Here is an 18487-nt window from a genome sequence, read left to right on the forward strand (position 1 = left end):
CCGACCCACTTCCGTGCGCGCTGTCCGACGCCGAACCCAATTGTGCCCACAGTCCGCCGCTATGCACGACACACGGTGGCGGACGATGGTTGTGCGCGTACCCCCGCCTCAGCGACCCAGACGTCCACGGACCATGCCTACCAGCGAGTTCAACTCCTCGATTCGCATGCGCCGGGCCGCGACGAAGAAGATCCCGAGCAGGACCGCCCCACCGGCCAACAGCGCCGCGAAGGACCCGACGACGCCCTGGCCGAGCGTATGACCGATCCCGTAGCAGGCCGCGCCGCTGAGCAGCGCCGCGGGCAACGAGGCGATGCAGAGCCGCGCGTACGTCCGCAGGACGCGGGTGCCGTCCAGGTCGCCGTCGAGCCGCTTGCGCAGCCGGTTCCAGGCGACACCGACGCCGATGGCGTAGGCGAGACCGTACGAGGCGGCCATGCCCACCACGGCCCAGCGGGCCGGCAGGACGAAGTAACAGGCCACCGAGGCCCCGGCGTTGACCGCCGCCACGATGACCGTGTTGTAGAAGGGCGTCCGGGTGTCCTCGTAGGCGTAGAAGGCGCGCAGGACGACGTACTGCACCGAGTACGGGATCAGACCGAGGGCGAAGGCCATCAGCATGAAGCCCATGTTCGTGGCCTCGCTGGTGCCCGAGGAGCCGAAGATCAGCGTGCACATCGGGATGCCGAGAGCGAGGAGACCGAAGGCGATGGGCACGATCGCCACGGCGGTGGTGCGCAACCCCTGGGAGATGTCGTCGCGGACGGCGCCGCCGTCGCCCTCGGCGGCCGAGCGCGAGATGCGCGGCAGCAGCGCGGCCATCAAGGAGACGGTGATGATCGCCTGCGGCAGGCCCCAGATCAACTGGGCGTTGGCGTAGGCGGCGAAGCCGGTGCCGTCGACGGGCGAGGCCTTGCCGGCCGAGGTGGACAGCTGGGTGACGACGAGCGCGCCGGCCTGGTTGGCGAGGACGAAGAGGACGGTCCACTTGGCGAGCGTCGCGGCCTTGCCGAGCCCGTGGCCCTTCCAGTCGAACCGCAGCCGCATCCGGAACCCGGTCTCCCGCAGATACGGGATCATCGCGAGCGCCTGGACGACGAGGCCGAGCAGCACACCGACGCCGAGGAGCCGCTGGGCCTCCGGTGGGATGTTCGTGACCTTCATGCCGGAGTTCGCGGAGGTGCCGTACACCCAGATGAACATGCCGAGCGTCACGATGATGACGATGTTGTTCAGGACCGGGGTCCACATCATCGCGCCGAACTTGCCGCGTGCGTTGAGGATCTGGCCCATCACGACGTGGATGCCCATGAAGAAGATCGAGGGCAGGAAGTAGCGGACGAAGGTGACGCCGACCTCGTTGGCCGCCGGGTCGCTGGCGACGGAGTCGGACAGCAGACGGATCAGGTACGGCGCGGCGAGGATCGCGAGCGCGGTGAGCGCGCCCAGCGCCACCATGACGAGGGTCAGCAGCCGGTTGGCGAACGCCTCACCGCCGTCCTCGTCCTCCTTCATGGCCCGGACGAGCTGGGGCACGAAGACGGAGTTGAGGCCGCCGCCGACGGTCAGGATGTAGATCATCGTCGGCAGCTGGTAGGCGACCTGGAAGGTATCGCCGAGCAGGCCGACGCCCAGCGCGGAGACGATCAGCGCGGAGCGGACGAAGCCGGTGAGGCGGGAGACCATCGTGCCCGCGGCCATGACGGCGCTGGACTTCAGCAGGCCCGTGGCCCGGCCGCCGCCGCCCTTCTTCGCGGCCGGAGGCGCGGTCGCGACGGACGCGGCGGCGAGGTTCATGGTCCGGTCGTCCACGAGCGGCGGAGCTTCGTACGCGGGCACCGGTTCGGTCCCGCCAGGGGCCGCCGCCGGACCGGGAACCGACGGGGGACCCGACGCGGGGAAACCGCCTCCCTGCTCCTGGTCCCGGAAGAGGTGCGCGAAGGCGTCCGGTTCGTGGCGCTCCTCACCGGCCTGGGTCACCAGGTCGTCGACACCGACGTACTGGGTGGTCCGGGGATCGTCGCCGTACGGCAGGTACTGGGTCGCTCCGTCCGGCTCGGGCACCGGCGGCTGGGCCCACATGCGGGGGTCGGGGGCGTACGGGGACTGGGGCGGCTGGGCGTACAGAGGCTGCTGAGGCTGGTACGTGCCCGGGGGCGGCGGGGGGTGCGCGGCGCGGTCGTAGAGCGCCTCGGCCACCGGGTCCTGGGCGGTGAGGTCCTGGGCCCGGTAGGGGTCCTGGTCGTAGGCGTCCTGGAGGTACATGTCGGCGGGGGGCTGCGGCGGTACCTGGCCGGGCTCGGGCGGAGGGTCCTCGGGGTGGCCCGAGCTGCCCGCGCCCTGGCCGCGGTCACCGTCGTACGGCGCGTTCATGGTTACCCCACCTCATTGTCCCGGGCCCATGGCCACGACATCCTCAACGGTCCACTCTCTCACCAGTGCTGGACGGGTCCGCGCTTTCCGCTGTGGTGTCCGGTGTCGGGTCACTCGGCTGCTCCGGGTCGTCTGCCCGGGGTCCGGTGCCGGACTCTTCCGTGAGACGGTCCGAAGGGCCCTCGGGGTTCTCCGGGCCGTCGGTGGGATCCCCCGCCTCGTCGGGACCGTCGTCCTCGGCCTCGCGGGCGGCCGCCCGCTTGCGCTGGGTGTACATCCGGAAACCGGCGAGGACGAGCAGGAGGAAGCCGCCGCCGATGACCAGCATCACGGTGGCCGTGAACTCGGTGACCTTGACGTCGAAGTTGACCGGGGCGCCGTACGGCTGGCCGTCCTCCGTGTACAGCTGGGCGGTTACCGTGGCCTGGCCGTTGGCCTTGGCCGAGGTGGTGAACTTCACCGTCTGGCTGTGACCGCCGGAGACCGCGACGCGCTGCTCGAAGTAGTCGTGCCCGCCGATCTGCAGACGCGTCGGGTTCTTCGATGTCAGGCGCAGCACCAGGTGGTCCACGCCCTGCACCAGGTTGTTCTGCACGGTCACGGGGATCGTGGCGCTGCGCCCGGACAGCTTGGTGTCGGACTTGTCGATCAGTCTGACCTGGCCGGTGATGTCGTCGAGATACGCCTCCACACCGGTGCGGAAGCTCGCGGCGGCGTTCGCCCGGCCACGCCACGACGTGGCCATCTCGCGGTTCATGGCCCGCCCGAAGGGGGTCACCACACGGGACTGGTCGGTGAGGACCACCTTGAAGCTGTCGAGGCTGCTCTGCGTCCTCGCGATCTGCTCGAAGGCCGACCGCGGCAGTTCCTGCTTGCGCAGTGCGGAGGGGTATGCGGAGGCCGCCGGAACCCTTGTCGTGGCGCCGGAGTCGGGCTTGGCCTTCGCGGCCGCCGTGAGCTCCTGGGACTCGGACCAGTTCCCGCCCTGGAGGGCCGTCAGCGCGGCGGCCATCGCCTGGGCCTGGCGGGCCGTCGGCATGCGCTGCGGGGCGACGACGATGCTGCGCTGCTGGTCCGTCTGGAGGTTGAGCGACAGGCTCTGCGCGAGGAACTCCTGTACGGCGAGCGTGGCGCCGGAGGCCTTCGTCAGGTCGCCCTGGAACGCCGTCGACAACCGGGCGTCCGCGACGACCGCCGTGGTGCCGCCGCCGATCGGGCGGGCCGCGGAGGGCGTGTAGGACAGGCCGCCGGTCTCCTGGAGGCTGTCGCTGCGCGCGATCACCTTGTCGGCCCCCGCAGAGGTGGCGACCTTGACGATCGACGGGTCGACCGCACCGTCCACGGGCCACGCGAAGTCGGTGCTCGGCGTCACGTGCAGCACCGTGTCCACCGTGGTGGCGGCGACATCGGTTGCCTCGTTGAGGTGGTTCAGCGAACCGGTGACGCTCGTGCCGTTGTGGGCGAGGGAGGCCAGGTCGGGGTCGGCGAAGGGCAGCGCGACGACGTCCTTCTCCGCCACCGCGTTCTGCAGCTCGTCGAGAAACGCCTTGGCGACCGCCTGGTGGATGCCGGCCGTGGTGGTGGTGCCGTCGTCGGACCGGATCCGGTAGCTGCCCGTCATGGCGTCGATCGAGGCCAGCAGGTCCGGATCGATCACCCAGGTGACGTCGAGGTTCTTGCCCAGGGACAGCATCTGCTCCAGGCGCCCGCCGGCGGAGATCTCCTTGGCGAGGTCGTCGTTGAGGAAGACCGGGGTCTGCTGCTCGTTCGATCCCGTCTCCGCAGTCATGTGCACGGTGGAGATCAGCGGCCACAGGAACGTGGTCTTCGTCGTCGTGCCGGCCTCTTCGGGCTGCCACGGCAGGAAGGTCCGCTGGATGCCGAGGACCTGGTCCCAGGGCTGCGCGGACGTCTGGCCGGACAGCGCAACGGCGAGCGGGTAGACGCCGTCGTCGCCGAGGTCCAGCTTGTCGACCGGCACGGAGATGCTGAAGTGTTCGGCGACGCCGGGAGTGAGCTTCGAGAACTCCTCGACGTACTTGCCGCCGACCTCCGAGCCGTTCGCCCCCTGGACGTCGTCGCTGTCGTTGGCGGCGCTCTCGATGGCCGACCGTGTGTTCAGCGGCGATCCCAGGCGCAGGCCCACGTGCGCGTCGGTGACCGCCTGCTTGCCGTTGTTGGTCACCGTGCCCGTCACGGTCACCGTGTCGCCGTCCGTCGGGGCGCTGGGGCTGAGCGAGTCCAGGGCCACGGACACCGAACCCGAGTCGGCCGCCTGGGCAGGCGCGGCGGCGGGCAGCTGGAACAGACCGGCCAGCAGAGGCGCACCGGCGAGCAGTGCTCCGGTGCGCCGCAGCCACCGGCGGGCAGGTGAGGGACTCGTCCCCGGGAAGTCTGCCGCCTCGGCCACGCGTTCGCCCGTCCCTCGTCGTCGTCAGTGGTCGTCGGAATGTGCGTCCACGCATGGTAACGATGCGCGCGGAGGGGAAGTGCCGCGGACTGGTCCACAAGATCGGGGGACCGGGCCAGGTGTCCTGTATATGCAGGTATGGAATACCTGCGACCGCGCACGTCCGGCGGAGCTCTTTGTGGACATTTAATGGAGACGCCTGGGGCCGTCCGGGCCACGTACCCTCTTCTGTTGTGCCGAACGCCAACGAAGACACCCCCAGCGCCCTCAGTCAGGTGCCGCACCGCGCGGCGAGTGAATCGCTCCGGGTCGCCCCTGTCGCCGAAGACCTCGCCCGCCGTTTCCAGGAGGCCGGGTTCTCACTCGCCCTGGTAGGCGGCTCGGTCCGGGACGCGTTGCTCGGCCGGCTCGGCAACGACCTCGACTTCACGACCGACGCCCGCCCCGAGGACGTCCTCAAGATCGTCCGGCCATGGGCGGACGCGGTGTGGGAGGTCGGTATCGCCTTCGGCACGGTCGGTGCGCAGAAGGACGGCTACCAGATCGAGGTGACCACCTACCGGTCGGAGGCCTACGACCGAACCTCCCGCAAGCCCGAGGTGTCCTACGGCGACTCCATCGAGGAGGACCTCGTCCGGCGGGACTTCACCGTCAACGCGATGGCCGTCGCGCTCCCGGAGAGGAAGTTCATCGATCCGCACGGTGGGCTCGACGACCTCGCGGCACGGGTTCTGCGGACCCCGGGCACTCCCGAGGCGTCCTTCTCCGACGATCCGTTGCGGATGATGCGCGCGGCGCGCTTCGCCGCCCAGCTCGACTTCGAGGTGGCTCCTGAGGTCGTCGCGGCCATGAAGGACATGGCCGGGCGGATCGAGATCGTCTCGGCGGAGCGGGTGCGGGACGAGCTGAACAAGCTCATCCTGTCGGCGCACCCACGCAAGGGGCTGACCCTGCTCGTCGACTCCGGCATCGCCGACCACGTCCTGCCGGAGCTGCCGGCCCTGCGCCTGGAGCGCGACGAGCACCACCGGCACAAGGACGTCTACGACCACACCCTGATCGTCCTGGAGCAGGCGATCGAGCTGGAGGAGGACGGTCCCGACCTCACCCTCCGGCTGGCCGCACTCCTCCACGACATCGGCAAGCCGCGCACGCGCCGCTTCGAGGAGGACGGCCGGGTCTCGTTCCACCACCACGAGGTGGTCGGCGCGAAGATGACGAAGAAGCGCATGACGGCGCTCAAGTACTCGAACGAACTGGTGAAGGACGTCTCACATCTGGTCGAACTCCACCTGCGCTTCCACGGATACGGCACCGGCGAGTGGACGGACTCGGCGGTCCGCCGCTACGTCCGCGACGCGGGCCCGCTCCTCGACCGACTCCACAAGCTGACCCGCTCGGACTGCACGACGCGGAACAAGCGGAAGGCCGCGGCGCTCTCACGGGCGTACGACGGTCTGGAGGAACGGATCGCCCAGTTGCAGGAGCAGGAGGAGCTCGACTCGATCCGTCCGGACCTCGACGGCAACCAGATCATGGAGATCCTCGGGGTCGGCCCCGGCCCAGCTGTCGGTCGTGCCTACAAGCAGATGCTGGAGCTCCGGCTGGAGAACGGGCCGATGGGACACGATGCCGCGGTGGCCGCGCTCAAGGAGTGGTGGGCGGAGCAGGACTGAGGTTGTGAAGCGGGGTCATGTTTCACGTGAAACATGACCCCGGATGACGGACGCATCGAGACGGACGCGCCAAGGGGCGATGTTTCACGTGAAACATCGCCCCTTCGGCATCTCCGCTACGTCCGCGTGGCCTCTGCCTCTCAGACGTAGCGCCTACTGTCCGGTCTTCACTTCCGGCCTTACTTGTCCTTCAGGCAGAGCAGGAAGTTGGTGCCGTCGCCGGACTCCGTGTACGAGTACTGGAAGTCCTTGGCCTGCTCCTCACACTTGCTCTCCGCCGTCGCGGCCGAGTAGTCGCCCTTGATCTTGGCCAGTACCACGTACTGGGCCTTCGCATCGCTGCAGCCGACGACCTCGAGGTCCGGGTCGCTGTCGTTCGTGCTGCCGCGGTGCATGCAGTCACCGACCTTCGCCGTGTCGGCGTCGTCGCGGCTGGTTATGTAGCCGCCGATGGCGACGCCCGCCACGATGAGGACGATGACGATGTTCTTGATCGTCTTGAAGCTGAGCTTGCGACCCTGCTGCGGCGGGGCCGGGGCGAACGGGGTGGCTCCCTGCGGGGGGAACCCGGGCTGGCCAGGCTGCTGCGGGTAACCGGGCTGCGGCGGGTAAGGAGCCTGGCCCTGGGGCTGGCCGGCAGGCTGCTGTGCCTGTGCGAACGGGTTCTGGCCCTGGGGCGGCGGAGTTGTCACTTGGGGTCCCCCTCAAACATGGATGCGTGTCGCGTGTAAGACGCGAGTAAGACGGACGTAAATTACCGGCCGCCGCTGACATGTCTGTAGCCCAGTGGGACTCTGTTTCTTTGATGTGACACTTACTGGCGCTCAAAGCGGGCCATAGCCCCAGCAATTACCCCGTAGGCAAGGGCGATTGTGAGCACCAGCGTCACCGAGCGGCCGTCAGGCGGCAGCATCAGAGCGGCCACTGCCGCCGCCCCGACGAAGGCGATGTTGAACAGCACGTCGTAGACGGAGAAGACGCGCCCGCGGAATCCGTCCTCCACCGAGGACTGCACGATCGTGTCCGTCGCGATCTTCGCGCCCTGGGTGGTGAGGCCCAGGACGAACGCCGCGACCAGCATGGGGGCGGTGGCGAACGGGAGGCCCAGGGCGGGCTCCAGGACCGCGGCGGCCGCGGCGCAGACGGCGATCCAGGGGCCGGGGCCGAGGCGTCCCGCCGCCCAGGGAGTCACCACGGCCGCGACGAAGAATCCTGCCCCGGAGATCCCCAACGCCAGCCCCAGCAGGGCGAGTCCGTCGTCCGCGTTCGAGGAGAAGGCGTAGCGGCAGAGCATCAGGACCATGACGAGCAGGGCGCCGTAGCAGAAGCGCATCAGCGTCATCGTGATGAGCGCCCAAGCGGCCTCCCGGCGCGGTGGTGCGGCGAGATGCCGTACGGCTGCCGCCAGGTCGCGAGCGGTGCCCGAGAGGGCCGTCGTCAGCCGGGGCTGCACCAACTCGCGGTCCGGTCCCAGCAGTTCGGGCGCGAGGCGCAGCGACGCGAGAGCCGCGCACAGGTACAGGGCGGCGCCCAGCAACACCACCGCCGCGTCGGAGTCCGCGACCACCAGCCGTACGACGAAGGCGAGACCGCCGCCGGCGGTCGCGGCGAGCGTGCCGGCGGTCGGGGAAAGGGAGTTGGCCATCACGAGACACTCGGTGTCCACCACGCGCGGCAGCGCCGCGGACAGGCCCGCGAGCACGAAGCGGTTGACGGCGGTGACACACAGGGCGGAGACGTAGAAGAGCCAGTCCGGGACATGGCCCAGGATCAGGACGGCCGTCGCCGTCGCCATCAGGGCGCGCAGGAGATTGCCGTACAGAAAAACCTGGCGGCGGCGCCAGCGGTCCAGCAGGACGCCGGCGAAGGGGCCCACGACGGAGTACGGGAGCAGCAGGACCGCCATGGCGGAGGCGATCGCGGTGGCCGAGGTCTGTTTCTCCGGGGAGAAGACGACGTAGGCGGCGAGCGCCACCTGGTAGACGCCGTCGGCGCCTTGGGAGAGGAGGCGTACGGCGAGCAGGCGCCGGAAGTTCCCGAGGCGCAGGAGAGCGCGCAGGTCACGGACGACAGCCATGGGCACAGCCTCACATACGGGGAGGGTCCCCGGGTCGATGACCCGGGGACCCTCTCAGCCCTGGCAGGAGCGTTCTCAGTGCTGCGCGCCGGTGGTGCTCAGCGCTCGACCTCGCCCTTGATGAACTTCTCGACGTTGTCGTAGGCCTCGTCGTCGAAGTACTGCACCGGCGGGGACTTCATGAAGTAGCTCGACGCCGACAGGATCGGGCCGCCGATGCCGCGGTCTTTGGCGATCTTCGCGGCGCGCAGGGCGTCGATGATGACACCCGCGGAGTTCGGGGAGTCCCAGACCTCGAGCTTGTACTCCAGGTTCAGCGGGACGTCACCGAAGGCACGGCCCTCGAGGCGGACGTACGCCCACTTGCGGTCGTCGAGCCAGGCCACGTAGTCCGAGGGACCGATGTGGACGTTCTTCGCGCCCATGTCGCGGTCGGGGATCTGCGAGGTGACGGCCTGCGTCTTCGAGATCTTCTTGGACTCGAGGCGGTCGCGCTCCAGCATGTTCTTGAAGTCCATGTTGCCGCCGACGTTGAGCTGCATCGTGCGCTCAAGGCGGACACCGCGGTCCTCGAACAGCTTCGCCATCACACGGTGCGTGATGGTCGCGCCCACCTGGGACTTGATGTCGTCACCGACGATCGGGACGCCCGCCTCGGTGAACTTGTCCGCCCACTCCTTGGTGCCGGCGATGAAGACAGGAAGGGCGTTGACGAAGGCGACCTTGGCGTCGATGGCGCACTGGGCGTAGAACTTCGCCGCGTCCTCGGAGCCGACGGGCAGGTAGCAGATCAGGACGTCGACCTGCTTGTCCCTGAGGATCTGGACGACATCGACCGGCGCCTCGGCGGACTCCTCGATGGTCTCTCGGTAGTACTTGCCGAGACCGTCGAAGGTGTGGCCGCGCTGGACCGTGATGCCCTTGTTCGGGACGTCGCAGATCTTGATGGTGTTGTTCTCGCTGGCACCGATGGCGTCCGAGAGGTCGAGGCCGACCTTCTTCGCGTCGACGTCGAAGGCGGCGACGAACTCGACGTCACCGACGTGGTACTCGCCGAACTGGACATGCATCAGGCCGGGCACCTTGGACGCCGGGTCGGCGTCCTTGTAGTACTCGACTCCCTGTACCAGCGACGCGGCGCAGTTGCCCACGCCGACGATGGCTACGCGAACCGAACCCATTCCGGTTGCTCCCTGTGTGTACGAGTGAGGCCCTGGCAGGGGCCTCACGTGGTGGTGTCGCCGGGCGTATCCGGACCGGGGGTGTCCCCGGTCCGGGGCAGGACGCCCGGCGCTCCCTCTGTGGTGTCGTGAGCGGGTTCTCCATGGCCGGGGCCCTTCAGGGCCCGGCCTGCCCGCTCACTTTCGATGAGCTCGTTCAGCCAGCGCACTTCGCGCTCCACGGACTCCATCCCGTGGCGCTGGAGCTCAAGCGTGTAGTCGTCGAGGCGCTCTCGCGTGCGTGCCAGGGAGGCGCTCATCTTCTCGAGGCGTTCCTCCAGCCGACTGCGGCGGCCCTCCAGCACGCGCATGCGTACGTCGCGGGACGTCTGCCCGAAGAAAGCGAATCGGGCGGCGAAGGTCTCGTCCTCGTACGCGTCGGGGCCGGTCTGCGAGAGCAGCTCCTCGAAGTGCTCCTTACCTTCCGCCGTCAACCGATAGACGATCTTGGCGCGACGCCCTGTGAGTGGAGCTGCGAGAGCGTCGTCGGGGGCGTTCCCCGGTTCCTCGATCAACCAGCCGCTCGCGACCAGCGTCTTGAGGCAGGGATAGAGCGTCCCGTAGCTGAACGCCCGGAAGACGCCCAGCGATGTGTTGAGTCGTTTGCGCAGCTCATAGCCGTGCATCGGCGACTCGCGGAGCAGGCCGAGGACGGCGAACTCAAGGATCCCGGCACGCCGGCTCATCCGCTCGCCTCCTCGTCTTATGTCGCTCCGATGTATCGACTCGATACATCATGACGATAGAACGGCCTTCCGGATGCGACAAGTGGGGAGACGGTGAACGGGATCACATCACTTATTCATCCGAGGCAAGTTGCCTGATTTGGGGTGAACTTCGGGGCTAGGTGGGTTTTGACGGTGCGTAGTCTGTGCGCCATGGACACCACCGGGAACCGAGTGACGCGAGGGGGCGTCATCGTGCTCGGTGCAGTACGGGTGAATGGGGGATCGACCACATCCGTACTTCGGGGGGACCGGAAACCAGCCGCCGTTTCCAGGCGCGCACGGGTGCGCCTGCCCGAGGAGTAGTCGTTCGATGAGCGAGCACCGTCGCAAACCGCCGCAGCCGCAGGGAGGCGGACGTGCCGAATCCCGACGCGGCCAGTCCGGCTCGTCCTCCGGCCGCCGTGCGGCACCGCGAGGCGCCACCGGATCTCCTGCCGACGCGTACGGGTCTGATTCATACGGTTCGGGAGGCGAGGAGCCGTCCTACGGCGGCCGAGCCGAGGCCCGCCGCGCGGCACAGAGAAGTGGGGGCGGTCGTCGCAGGGCGCCCGAACCCGGCCGAGGCCCCGGTGGCCCGAACGGACCCGGGCGCGGCAGGGGCCGCGCCGTACCCGCCAAGAAGAGGCTGATCGACTATCCACGCGCGGGCAAGTACGGTGCCGCACGCTGGGTGCCGTCGTGGAAGCTCGTGGCCGGCATGTTCATCGGCTTCTTCGGCAGCCTGGTCGCGGTCGCGGGCGTCGCCTACGCCCTTGTGGGCGTCCCGGACATCGCCAAGACAGCCGAGGCACAGAACAACGTCTACTACTGGGCCGACGGCAGCGAGATGGTCGCGACGGGTGGTGAGACCAACCGTCAGATCGTCAACCTCTCGCAGATCCCCGAAGCGATGCGGTACGCCGTCATCTCGCAGGAGAACAAGACCTTCTACACCGACAGCGGCATCGACCCCAAGGGCATCGCCCGCGCCGTGTTCAACATGGCCAGGGGCGGTGAGACGCAGGGTGGCTCCACCATCACCCAGCAGTACGTGAAGAACGCGATGCTGGACGACCAGTCGCAGACCGTCTCCCGGAAGTTCAAGGAGATCTTCGTCTCGATCAAGGTGGGCACCACGGTCAAGAAGGACCAGATCATGGCCGGCTACCTGAACTCCGCGTACTACGGGCGTAGTGCCTACGGAATCCAGGCGGCAGCCCGCGCGTACTTCAACAAGGACGCCGTCGATCTCAACCCGGGCGAGTGCGCCTTCCTGTCGGCGATGCTGAAGGGCGCCACGTACTACGACCCGGCCGGCTCGACGTCCATCGACCCGGTGGGTGCCACTCCCCAGGCCAACAGCAAGCGTGCCCTGGTCCAGATGCAGGACACCCTGGACAAGATGGTCGAATACGGCCATCTGGCCGCCACGGAGCGGGCGAAATACACCACGCTGCCCAAGGTGCAGAACCCGCGGTCGAACGCCGCGCTCAGTGGTCAGGTCGGCTACCTCGTCGACCTCTCCAAGGCGTACCTGATCAACAACACGACCATCAGCGCCGACGACCTGCAGAAGGGCGGTTACTCGATCTACACGACCTTCGACAAGAAGAAGGTCAAGGAGCTCGAGACCTCCGTCAAGAACGTCCAGAAGACCAACATCAAGCCCAAGGAACGCCCGGACACGGACACGCACGTCCAGTTCGGCGGCGCTTCCGTGGACCCGAACACCGGGGCCATCAGGGCCATCTACGGCGGTGAGGACGCGACCAAGCACTTCACCAACAACGCGGATGTGACCGGTGCCCAGGTCGGTTCGACCTTCAAGCCGTTCGTCCTCGCGGCGGCGATGAAGTGGGGCGTTCGCGATAAGAGCCTCGGTGCGGAGCAGGCACAGGACGAACGCACCCAGGTGTCCCCGAAGAGCCTGTTCAGCGGTAAGAACAAGCTCAAGATCAAGGACTACGACGGCACGGTCTGGAAGAACGAGAAGGGCCAGGAGTGGCTGCAGACCAATGACGGCAACGAGTCGTACGGCAGTGCGCCCGACTACGACATCGACCTCCGCGAGGCGATGCGCGAGTCGGTGAACTCCGCCTTCGTACAGCTCGGCATGGATGTCGGTCTGGACAAGGTGAAGGAAGCGGCCGTGGACGCCGGTCTGAAGTCGGACAGCCTCGCCGGCACCAGCTTCCCGTCCTTCTCCATCGGCATCTCCGACCCGAGCGCGATCCGCATGGCGGGCGCGTACGGGACCTTCGCCGCCAGTGGTGAGCAGCGTGACCCGTTCTCGGTCCAGAAGGTCACCAGCAAGGACGGCCTGGTCTACACCCACAAGGACAAGCCCAAGCAGGTGTTCACTCGGGCGGTCGCCGACAACGTCACCGACGTGCTGAAGACCGTGGTCGACAAGGGCACGGGCACCAACGCCCAACTGTCGGACCGGGAGGTGGCCGGCAAGACCGGTACCACCGACGGCAACAAGTCCGCCTGGTTCGTGGGCTACACGCCGCAGCTGTCCACGTCGATCACGATGTTCCGGTACGACGACGACGAGTCCAAGAAGAACCGCACCTTCCTGGAGATGTACGGAACGGGTGGCCAGAAGAAGATCCACGGTGCCTCGTTCCCGTCCGAGATCTGGCACGACTACATGGAAGAGGCGCTGAAGGGCGAGAAGGCGGAGGACTTCCCGACGCCCGAGCCCATCGGTGAGATCGTCAACGAGGAGCCGAGCCCGACGCCCACTCCGACGCCCACCGAGACCGAGGAAGAAAGTCCGACGCCGACACCGACACCGAGTGAGACGGTGACGAGTCCGACGCCCACGGTCAGCGAGTCCTGTCAGTTCAGTTGGCAGTGCTCGGACGACGGTGGCACCGACGACGGTGGCACGGACGGGGGCGAGTCCTTGTCACCATCGCCCTCGGAGTCGACAGGGACCGGTACCAGTAGAGGCGCGGACAACGGAGGCATCTTCGGAGGCCCGAACGGCTAGCCGCCAAAACGCCCAGCACGGGTGTTTCACGTGAAACATGTACATGTTTCACGTGAAACAGGGGCCGTCACATCCACTGGATGTGGCGGCCCTCGGCTTATTGCCAGGCACGTACGGCAGGATGTGCGCCATGCCCAGCGCAGAATCGACGCAAGCGAGCGAGCACGAGTCAGACACGGTGCGGCCCACCACGGAGGACGAGGTCGCCCGGTCCGGCAGTGAGTTGATCGGCGGTCCCCTCGGGCGGCGTGCCCTGCTCGGGACGTCCTGGTGGACTCCCGTCCGGGTCGTCGCGCTCGTGGCGATCGGCATGTTCGCCCTCGGCCTGATCCAGAAGGCCCCCTGCTACAACGGCGCCTGGTTCTTCGGCGCCAGCTCCCAGTACACGAAGGCGTGCTACTCGGACATCCCGCACCTGTACCAGGGACGCGGTTTCGCCGACGGGCTCGTGCCGTACTTCGACAAGCTCTCCGGCGACATGCCGTACCTCGAATACCCGGTGCTGACCGGCGTGTTCATGGAGGTGGCCTCCTGGCTCACGCCGGGCAGCGGCACCATCCAGGACCAGGAACAGTGGTACTGGATGGTCAACGCCGGGATGCTGATGGTGTGCGCGGCCGTCATCGCCGTCTGCGTGGCCCGTACGCACCGGCGGCGACCCTGGGACGGTCTGCTGATCGCTCTGGCGCCGGCCTTCGCGCTGACCGCCACTATCAACTGGGACCTGCTGGCGGTCGCTCTGACGGCCGCGGCGATGCTGATGTGGTCCCGTGGCCGCTCGCTCGCTTTCGGAGTCCTCCTGGGGCTCGCCACGGCCGCCAAGCTGTATCCCGTCTTTCTCCTGGGCCCGCTGTTCCTGCTGTGCTGGCGCGCCGGCAAGTGGCGGGACTTCGGCAAGGCGCTGGGCGGAGCGGCCGTCGCCTGGCTCGTCGTGAACCTGCCGGTGATGTACTTCGCCTGGGACGGCTGGGCGCAGTTCTACAGGTTCAGCCAGGAACGGGGCGTGGACTTCGGGTCCTTCTGGCTGATCATGGCCCAGAACTCGTCCGACCCGCTCAGCACCGACACCGTCAACACCCTCGCCACGCTGCTGGTGTTGCTGTCCTGCGTGGGCATCGCGGCCCTCACCCTGACCGCACCCCGCCGACCGCGCTTCGCCCAGCTGGCCTTCCTGATCGTCGCGGCGTTCATCCTCACCAACAAGGTCTACTCGCCGCAGTACGTGCTGTGGCTGGTGCCGTTGGCCGTCCTGGCGCGCCCGAAGTGGCGGGACTTCCTGATCTGGCAGGCCTGCGAGGTCGCGTACTTCCTGGGCATCTGGATGTACCTCGCCTATACGACCAGCGGGGACGCCCACAAGGGTCTGCCGCAGGACGGCTACCACTGGGCCATCGCCGTGCACCTGCTGGGGACGCTGTACTTCTGCGGCATGGTGGTGCGCGACATCCTCATGCCCGAGCGGGACCCCGTGCGCAGGTCGGGCGACGACGATCCCTCGGGGGGTGTGCTCGACGGCGCGGAGGACGTCTTCGTCCTCGGTCCGGCGGCCCATCCGCCGCGGCACGCCGCCTACTTCGAGGGTCCGCAGGTGGAGTGGGGCAGCGGCGGAACGGAGTCTTCCACGGACCGTTCGCTCTGAGCGAACAAACAGTCTGGGCGAGCAAGCAGAAGGCCGGGTACGGAGGTTCCGTACCCGGCCTTTCGTGTGCCGGAGGGCCTAGCCCATGTGTGCGGCGGAGACGGCCTGGCTCAGCGGTCGACGATCCGGTCGAACTGCGTGGTGGTGTGCCGCAGATGGGCCACGAGTTCGTCGCCGACCGTCGGCTCGGCAGCTTCTGACGGCACGAACAAAATCGAGACCTGCATGTGCGGAGGCTCGGCGAACCAGCGCTGCTTGGCGTCCCAGACGAACGGAGAAAGGTTCCGGTTGACCGTCGCCAGGCCGGCCCGGGCGACGCCCTTGGCGCGCGGCATGACGCCGTGCAGCGCCTTCGGGGCCTCCAGACCCACCCCGTGCGACGTACCGCCCGCCACGACCACCAGGAAGCCGTCCGAGGCCGCCTTCTGCTGCCGGTAGCCGAACCGGTCGCCCTTGGTGACGCGGGTGACGTCCAGGACCGCCCCGCGGTACTCGGTGGCCTCGTGGTCCCCCAGCCACAGCCGCGTGCCGATACGCGCGCGGAAGCGGGTCTGCGGGAACTGCTGCTGCAGCCGGGCGAGATCCTCGGCCTTGAGGTGGCTGACGAACATCGTGTGCAGCGGCAGCCGGGCCGCACGCAGCCGGTCCATCCAGCCGATGACCTCCTCGACGGCGTCCGAGCCGTCGGTACGGTCCAGCGGCAGGTGGATGGCGAAGCCCTCCAGGCGGACGTTCTCTATGGCGGAGTGCAGCATCGGCAGGTCCTGCTCACTGATGCCGTGCCGCTTCATCGAGGACATCACCTCGATGACCACACGGGCCCCCACCAGGCCGTACACGCCGTCCACCGACGACACCGAGCGGATCACCCGGTCAGGCAGCGGAACGGGCTCCTCGCCCCGCCGGTACGGCGTCAGCACCAGCAGGTCACCGCCGAACCAGTCCTTGATCCGCGCGGCCTCGTACGTCGTCCCGACGGCGAGGACGTCCGAGCCCAGACGCGTGGCCTCCTCCGCCAGTCGCTCGTGCCCGAAGCCGTAGCCGTTGCCCTTGCAGACCGGGACGAGCCCTGGGAACTGCTCCTGCACGTGCTTGTGATGCGCCCGCCAGCGCGCGGTGTCGACGTAGAGGGTGAGCGCCATGGCCGGACCTGGAACCTTTCTGGTGTCTGCGGTGTATCAGAGGTATGGAATCACTGAACGTGACGTCAGCGGCGCGACATGTAGATGTCGAGGGCCTTGTGGAGCAGTTTGTTCAGCGGGAAGTCCCACTCGCCCAGGTATTCGGCGGCCTGTCCGCCCGTGCCCACCTTGAACTGGATCAGGCCGAAGAGGTGGTCGGTCTCGTCCAGCGAGTCGGAGATGCCGCGCAGGTCGTAGACGGTCGCGCCGAGCGCGTAGGCGTCGCGCAGCATCCGCCACTGCATCGCGTTCGAGGGCCGGACCTCACGGCCGATGTTGTCGGAGGCGCCGTAGGAGTACCAGACGTGCCCGCCGACGATCAGCATCGTCGCCGCCGACAGGTTCACGCCGTCGTGCCGGGCGAAGTACAGCCGCATGCGGTTGGGGTCCTCGGAGTTGAGAGCCGTCCACATGCGCTGGAAGTAGGAGAGCGGGCGGGGCCTGAAGTGGTCGCGCACGGCCGTGATCTCGTACAGCCGCTGCCATTCCTCAAGGTCGTGGTAGCCGCCCTGGACGACCTCGACACCCGCCTTCTCGGCCTTCTTGATGTTGCGGCGCCACAACTGGTTGAAGTTCTTGTGGACCTCTTCGAGGGAGCGGTTCGCCAGCGGCACCTGGTAGACGTAGCGAGGCTGGACGTCGCCGAAGCCGGCGCCGCCATCCTCGCCCTGCTGCCAGCCCATGCGGCGCAGCTTGTCGGCCACTTCGAAGGCGCGCGGTTCGATGAAGTCGGCCTCGATGTCGCGCAGCCGCTTCACGTCCGGGTTCTGGATGCCCGCCTTGATGGAGGTGGCCTCCCAGCGCCGGATGATGACCGGCGGGCCCATCTTCACGGAGAAGGCGCCCTGTTGCTTGAGGTGCGCGAGCATCGGTTCGAGCCACTCGGTGAGATTCGGCGTGAACCAGTTGATGACCGGGCCCTCGGGAAGATACGCGAGGTAGCGCTTGATCTTGGGCAACTGCCGGTAGAGGACGAGACCCGCGCCCACCAGCTCGCCGGTGCGGTCGTCGAACCAACCGAGGCTCTCGGAGCGCCACTCCGCCTTGACGTCAGCCCATGCAGGGACCTGCATGTGGCTTGCCGACGGCAGAGTCTGGATGTACGCCAGATGCTGCTCGCGGCTGATCGTCCTCAGGGTCAGGCTCATTCGGGGCGCTCCTCGGGCTGGTGTGTCCCCATGGGTACAGGGGCTCCGGCTCTCGCGCCGAAGCCTACTGCGCCTTTCGAGCGCCCCGACTGGGCGTACGGAACCTGCGCCCCGGCCTGTGGGCCGCCGACGCGTTCCGCGGTGCTTTGTACGGTGTTGAGGAACCGGTCCCCTTGGCGTCAGCCGCCGATGACCCCGCCGAAGAGGCCGCCGTGCGCCATGCCGAGGAAGAAGCCGACCCCCGCGGCGCCGAGACCCAGGATGAGTCCGAAGCGTTCGCGTGTCGTCTCCGAGATCCACTGGCCGTACGCCCCGGTGGCGAGGCCGATCAGGCCGGCCCAGGAGCTGAGCAGGTGCAGATTGTGGAACATCGACGAGACGAAAGCCGTGATGCCGAGCACCAGGGTCACCGCGAGCAAGGTGTCCTGGAGCGGGTGGGGCTTGCCGTCCGTGGCGAAAAGACCGCCGACGGTGTTGGGTCGCAATGCCTGTGCCATAGGGCACCTCCTGCGGAAGACGGCGCACCGTAGCGCCATACACACCCGATGTGTACAGACTGACGGTCCCCCGGGCCGGATTTCAACCGGAAGCCGGTGTGCGGGTACTCTGTACCGTCTGCACGGTGTCTGCCCTTGTCGCGGCGGTGTCTCCGACAAGGAGCCCCCGATTGTCAGTGGTGGCCGATACCGTTGCGTACGCATCACAACCCTCCTGCCACGGAACGACCGTGGCCGCTGAGTCCGAAGGAGGTGGGTTCCACATGCGTCACTACGAGGTGATGGTCATCCTCGACCCCGATCTGGAGGAGCGCGCTGTCGCCCCCCTGATCGAGAACTTCCTCTCCGTCGTCCGTGAGGGCAACGGCAAGGTCGAGAAGGTCGACACCTGGGGCCGTCGTCGTCTCTCGTACGAGATCAAGAAGAAGCCCGAGGGCATCTACTCGGTCATCGACCTGCAGGCCGAGCCTGCGGTCGTCAAGGAGCTCGACCGCCAGATGAACCTGAACGAGTCGGTCCTCCGGACCAAGGTCCTCCGCCCCGAGACCCACTGAGCATCCT

General features: G+C 67.9%; 13 protein-coding genes. 4 read left to right on the forward strand and 9 right to left on the reverse strand.

Annotated features, from left to right (window positions below):
* Positions 1 to 108: 108 nt before the first annotated feature.
* Positions 109 to 2373 (reverse strand): murein biosynthesis integral membrane protein MurJ, encoded by a 2265-nt coding sequence (murJ, locus tag M2283_RS11630; RefSeq protein ID WP_280876057.1) that lies wholly within the window; start codon positions 2371 to 2373, stop codon positions 109 to 111.
* 43 nt (positions 2374 to 2416) lie between these two features.
* Positions 2417 to 4783 (reverse strand): DUF6049 family protein, encoded by a 2367-nt coding sequence (locus tag M2283_RS11635; RefSeq protein WP_280876058.1) that lies wholly within the window; start codon positions 4781 to 4783, stop codon positions 2417 to 2419.
* Between the two features lie 233 nt (positions 4784 to 5016).
* Between M2283_RS11635 and M2283_RS11640 the strand changes: the two genes are divergently transcribed.
* Entirely contained in the window at positions 5017 to 6459 is a 1443-nt protein-coding gene (locus M2283_RS11640) for a CCA tRNA nucleotidyltransferase (RefSeq protein ID WP_280876059.1), read from the forward strand.
* Positions 6460 to 6638: 179 nt separating this feature from the next.
* Here M2283_RS11640 and M2283_RS11645 read toward each other — a convergent pair whose 3' ends face one another.
* From M2283_RS11645 to M2283_RS11660, 4 genes are all read right to left on the reverse strand, one after another.
* Positions 6639 to 7151, reverse strand: a complete 513-nt coding sequence (locus M2283_RS11645; protein ID WP_280876060.1) for an LppU/SCO3897 family protein — start codon at positions 7149 to 7151, stop codon at positions 6639 to 6641.
* A 122-nt stretch (positions 7152 to 7273) separates the two neighbouring features.
* Positions 7274 to 8536, reverse strand: coding sequence for an MFS transporter (locus M2283_RS11650; RefSeq protein WP_280876061.1), 1263 nt, complete (start codon positions 8534 to 8536; stop codon positions 7274 to 7276).
* 98 nt (positions 8537 to 8634) lie between these two features.
* The gene (locus tag M2283_RS11655; protein WP_280876062.1) at positions 8635 to 9717 is read right to left on the reverse strand and encodes an inositol-3-phosphate synthase; all 1083 of its coding nucleotides are present in this window, start codon (positions 9715 to 9717) and stop codon (positions 8635 to 8637) included.
* Positions 9718 to 9761: 44 nt separating this feature from the next.
* Entirely contained in the window at positions 9762 to 10442 is a 681-nt protein-coding gene (locus tag M2283_RS11660) for a PadR family transcriptional regulator (RefSeq protein ID WP_280876063.1), read from the reverse strand.
* A gap of 352 nt (positions 10443 to 10794) precedes the next feature.
* Between M2283_RS11660 and M2283_RS11665 the strand changes: the two genes are divergently transcribed.
* Complete coding sequence (locus M2283_RS11665; protein WP_280876064.1) at positions 10795 to 13461, forward strand: transglycosylase domain-containing protein; 2667 nt, start codon at positions 10795 to 10797, stop codon at positions 13459 to 13461.
* Between the two features lie 130 nt (positions 13462 to 13591).
* A complete protein-coding gene (locus M2283_RS11670; protein WP_280876065.1) occupies positions 13592 to 15100 on the forward strand; it encodes a glycosyltransferase family 87 protein in 1509 nt (502 codons plus the stop codon).
* Positions 15101 to 15210: 110 nt separating this feature from the next.
* On the opposite strand, the gene M2283_RS11675 is transcribed toward M2283_RS11670, so the two are convergent.
* The 3 genes from M2283_RS11675 to M2283_RS11685 all read right to left on the reverse strand — a co-directional run bounded on the left by M2283_RS11675 (position 15211) and on the right by M2283_RS11685 (position 17926).
* On the reverse strand, positions 15211 to 16242 hold the full coding sequence (locus tag M2283_RS11675; RefSeq protein ID WP_280876066.1) for an alanine racemase: 1032 nt from the start codon (positions 16240 to 16242) through the stop codon (positions 15211 to 15213).
* A gap of 65 nt (positions 16243 to 16307) precedes the next feature.
* Entirely contained in the window at positions 16308 to 17429 is a 1122-nt protein-coding gene (femX, locus tag M2283_RS11680; RefSeq protein ID WP_280876067.1) for a peptidoglycan bridge formation glycyltransferase FemX, read from the reverse strand.
* Positions 17430 to 17608: 179 nt separating this feature from the next.
* Positions 17609 to 17926 (reverse strand): hypothetical protein, encoded by a 318-nt coding sequence (locus tag M2283_RS11685; RefSeq protein WP_123998988.1) that lies wholly within the window; start codon positions 17924 to 17926, stop codon positions 17609 to 17611.
* A gap of 263 nt (positions 17927 to 18189) precedes the next feature.
* On the opposite strand from M2283_RS11685, the gene rpsF reads away from it, so the two are divergent.
* The gene (gene rpsF, locus M2283_RS11690; RefSeq protein ID WP_005482942.1) at positions 18190 to 18480 is read left to right on the forward strand and encodes a 30S ribosomal protein S6; all 291 of its coding nucleotides are present in this window, start codon (positions 18190 to 18192) and stop codon (positions 18478 to 18480) included.
* Positions 18481 to 18487 lie beyond the last annotated feature (7 nt).

It is taken from the genome of Streptomyces pseudovenezuelae, assembly GCF_029892565.1.
GTDB classification, from domain to species: domain Bacteria; phylum Actinomycetota; class Actinomycetes; order Streptomycetales; family Streptomycetaceae; genus Streptomyces; species Streptomyces pseudovenezuelae_A.

Bases quoted from the DNA above. Each gene is read 5' to 3' on its own strand.
- murJ (WP_280876057.1), bottom strand. From the start codon at position 2,373: ATGAACGCGCCGTACGACGGTGACCGCGGCCAGGGCGCGGGCAGCTCG.
- M2283_RS11650 (WP_280876061.1), bottom strand. From the start codon at position 8,536: ATGGCTGTCGTCCGTGACCTGCGCGCTCTCCTGCGCCTCGGGAACTTC.
- M2283_RS11655 (WP_280876062.1), bottom strand. From the start codon at position 9,717: ATGGGTTCGGTTCGCGTAGCCATCGTCGGCGTGGGCAACTGCGCCGCG.
- M2283_RS11660 (WP_280876063.1), bottom strand. From the start codon at position 10,442: ATGAGCCGGCGTGCCGGGATCCTTGAGTTCGCCGTCCTCGGCCTGCTC.
- M2283_RS11665 (WP_280876064.1), top strand. From the start codon at position 10,795: ATGAGCGAGCACCGTCGCAAACCGCCGCAGCCGCAGGGAGGCGGACGT.
- M2283_RS11670 (WP_280876065.1), top strand. From the start codon at position 13,592: ATGCCCAGCGCAGAATCGACGCAAGCGAGCGAGCACGAGTCAGACACG.
- M2283_RS11675 (WP_280876066.1), bottom strand. From the start codon at position 16,242: ATGGCGCTCACCCTCTACGTCGACACCGCGCGCTGGCGGGCGCATCAC.
- femX (WP_280876067.1), bottom strand. From the start codon at position 17,429: ATGAGCCTGACCCTGAGGACGATCAGCCGCGAGCAGCATCTGGCGTAC.
- M2283_RS11685 (WP_123998988.1), bottom strand. From the start codon at position 17,926: ATGGCACAGGCATTGCGACCCAACACCGTCGGCGGTCTTTTCGCCACG.
- rpsF (WP_005482942.1), top strand. From the start codon at position 18,190: ATGCGTCACTACGAGGTGATGGTCATCCTCGACCCCGATCTGGAGGAG.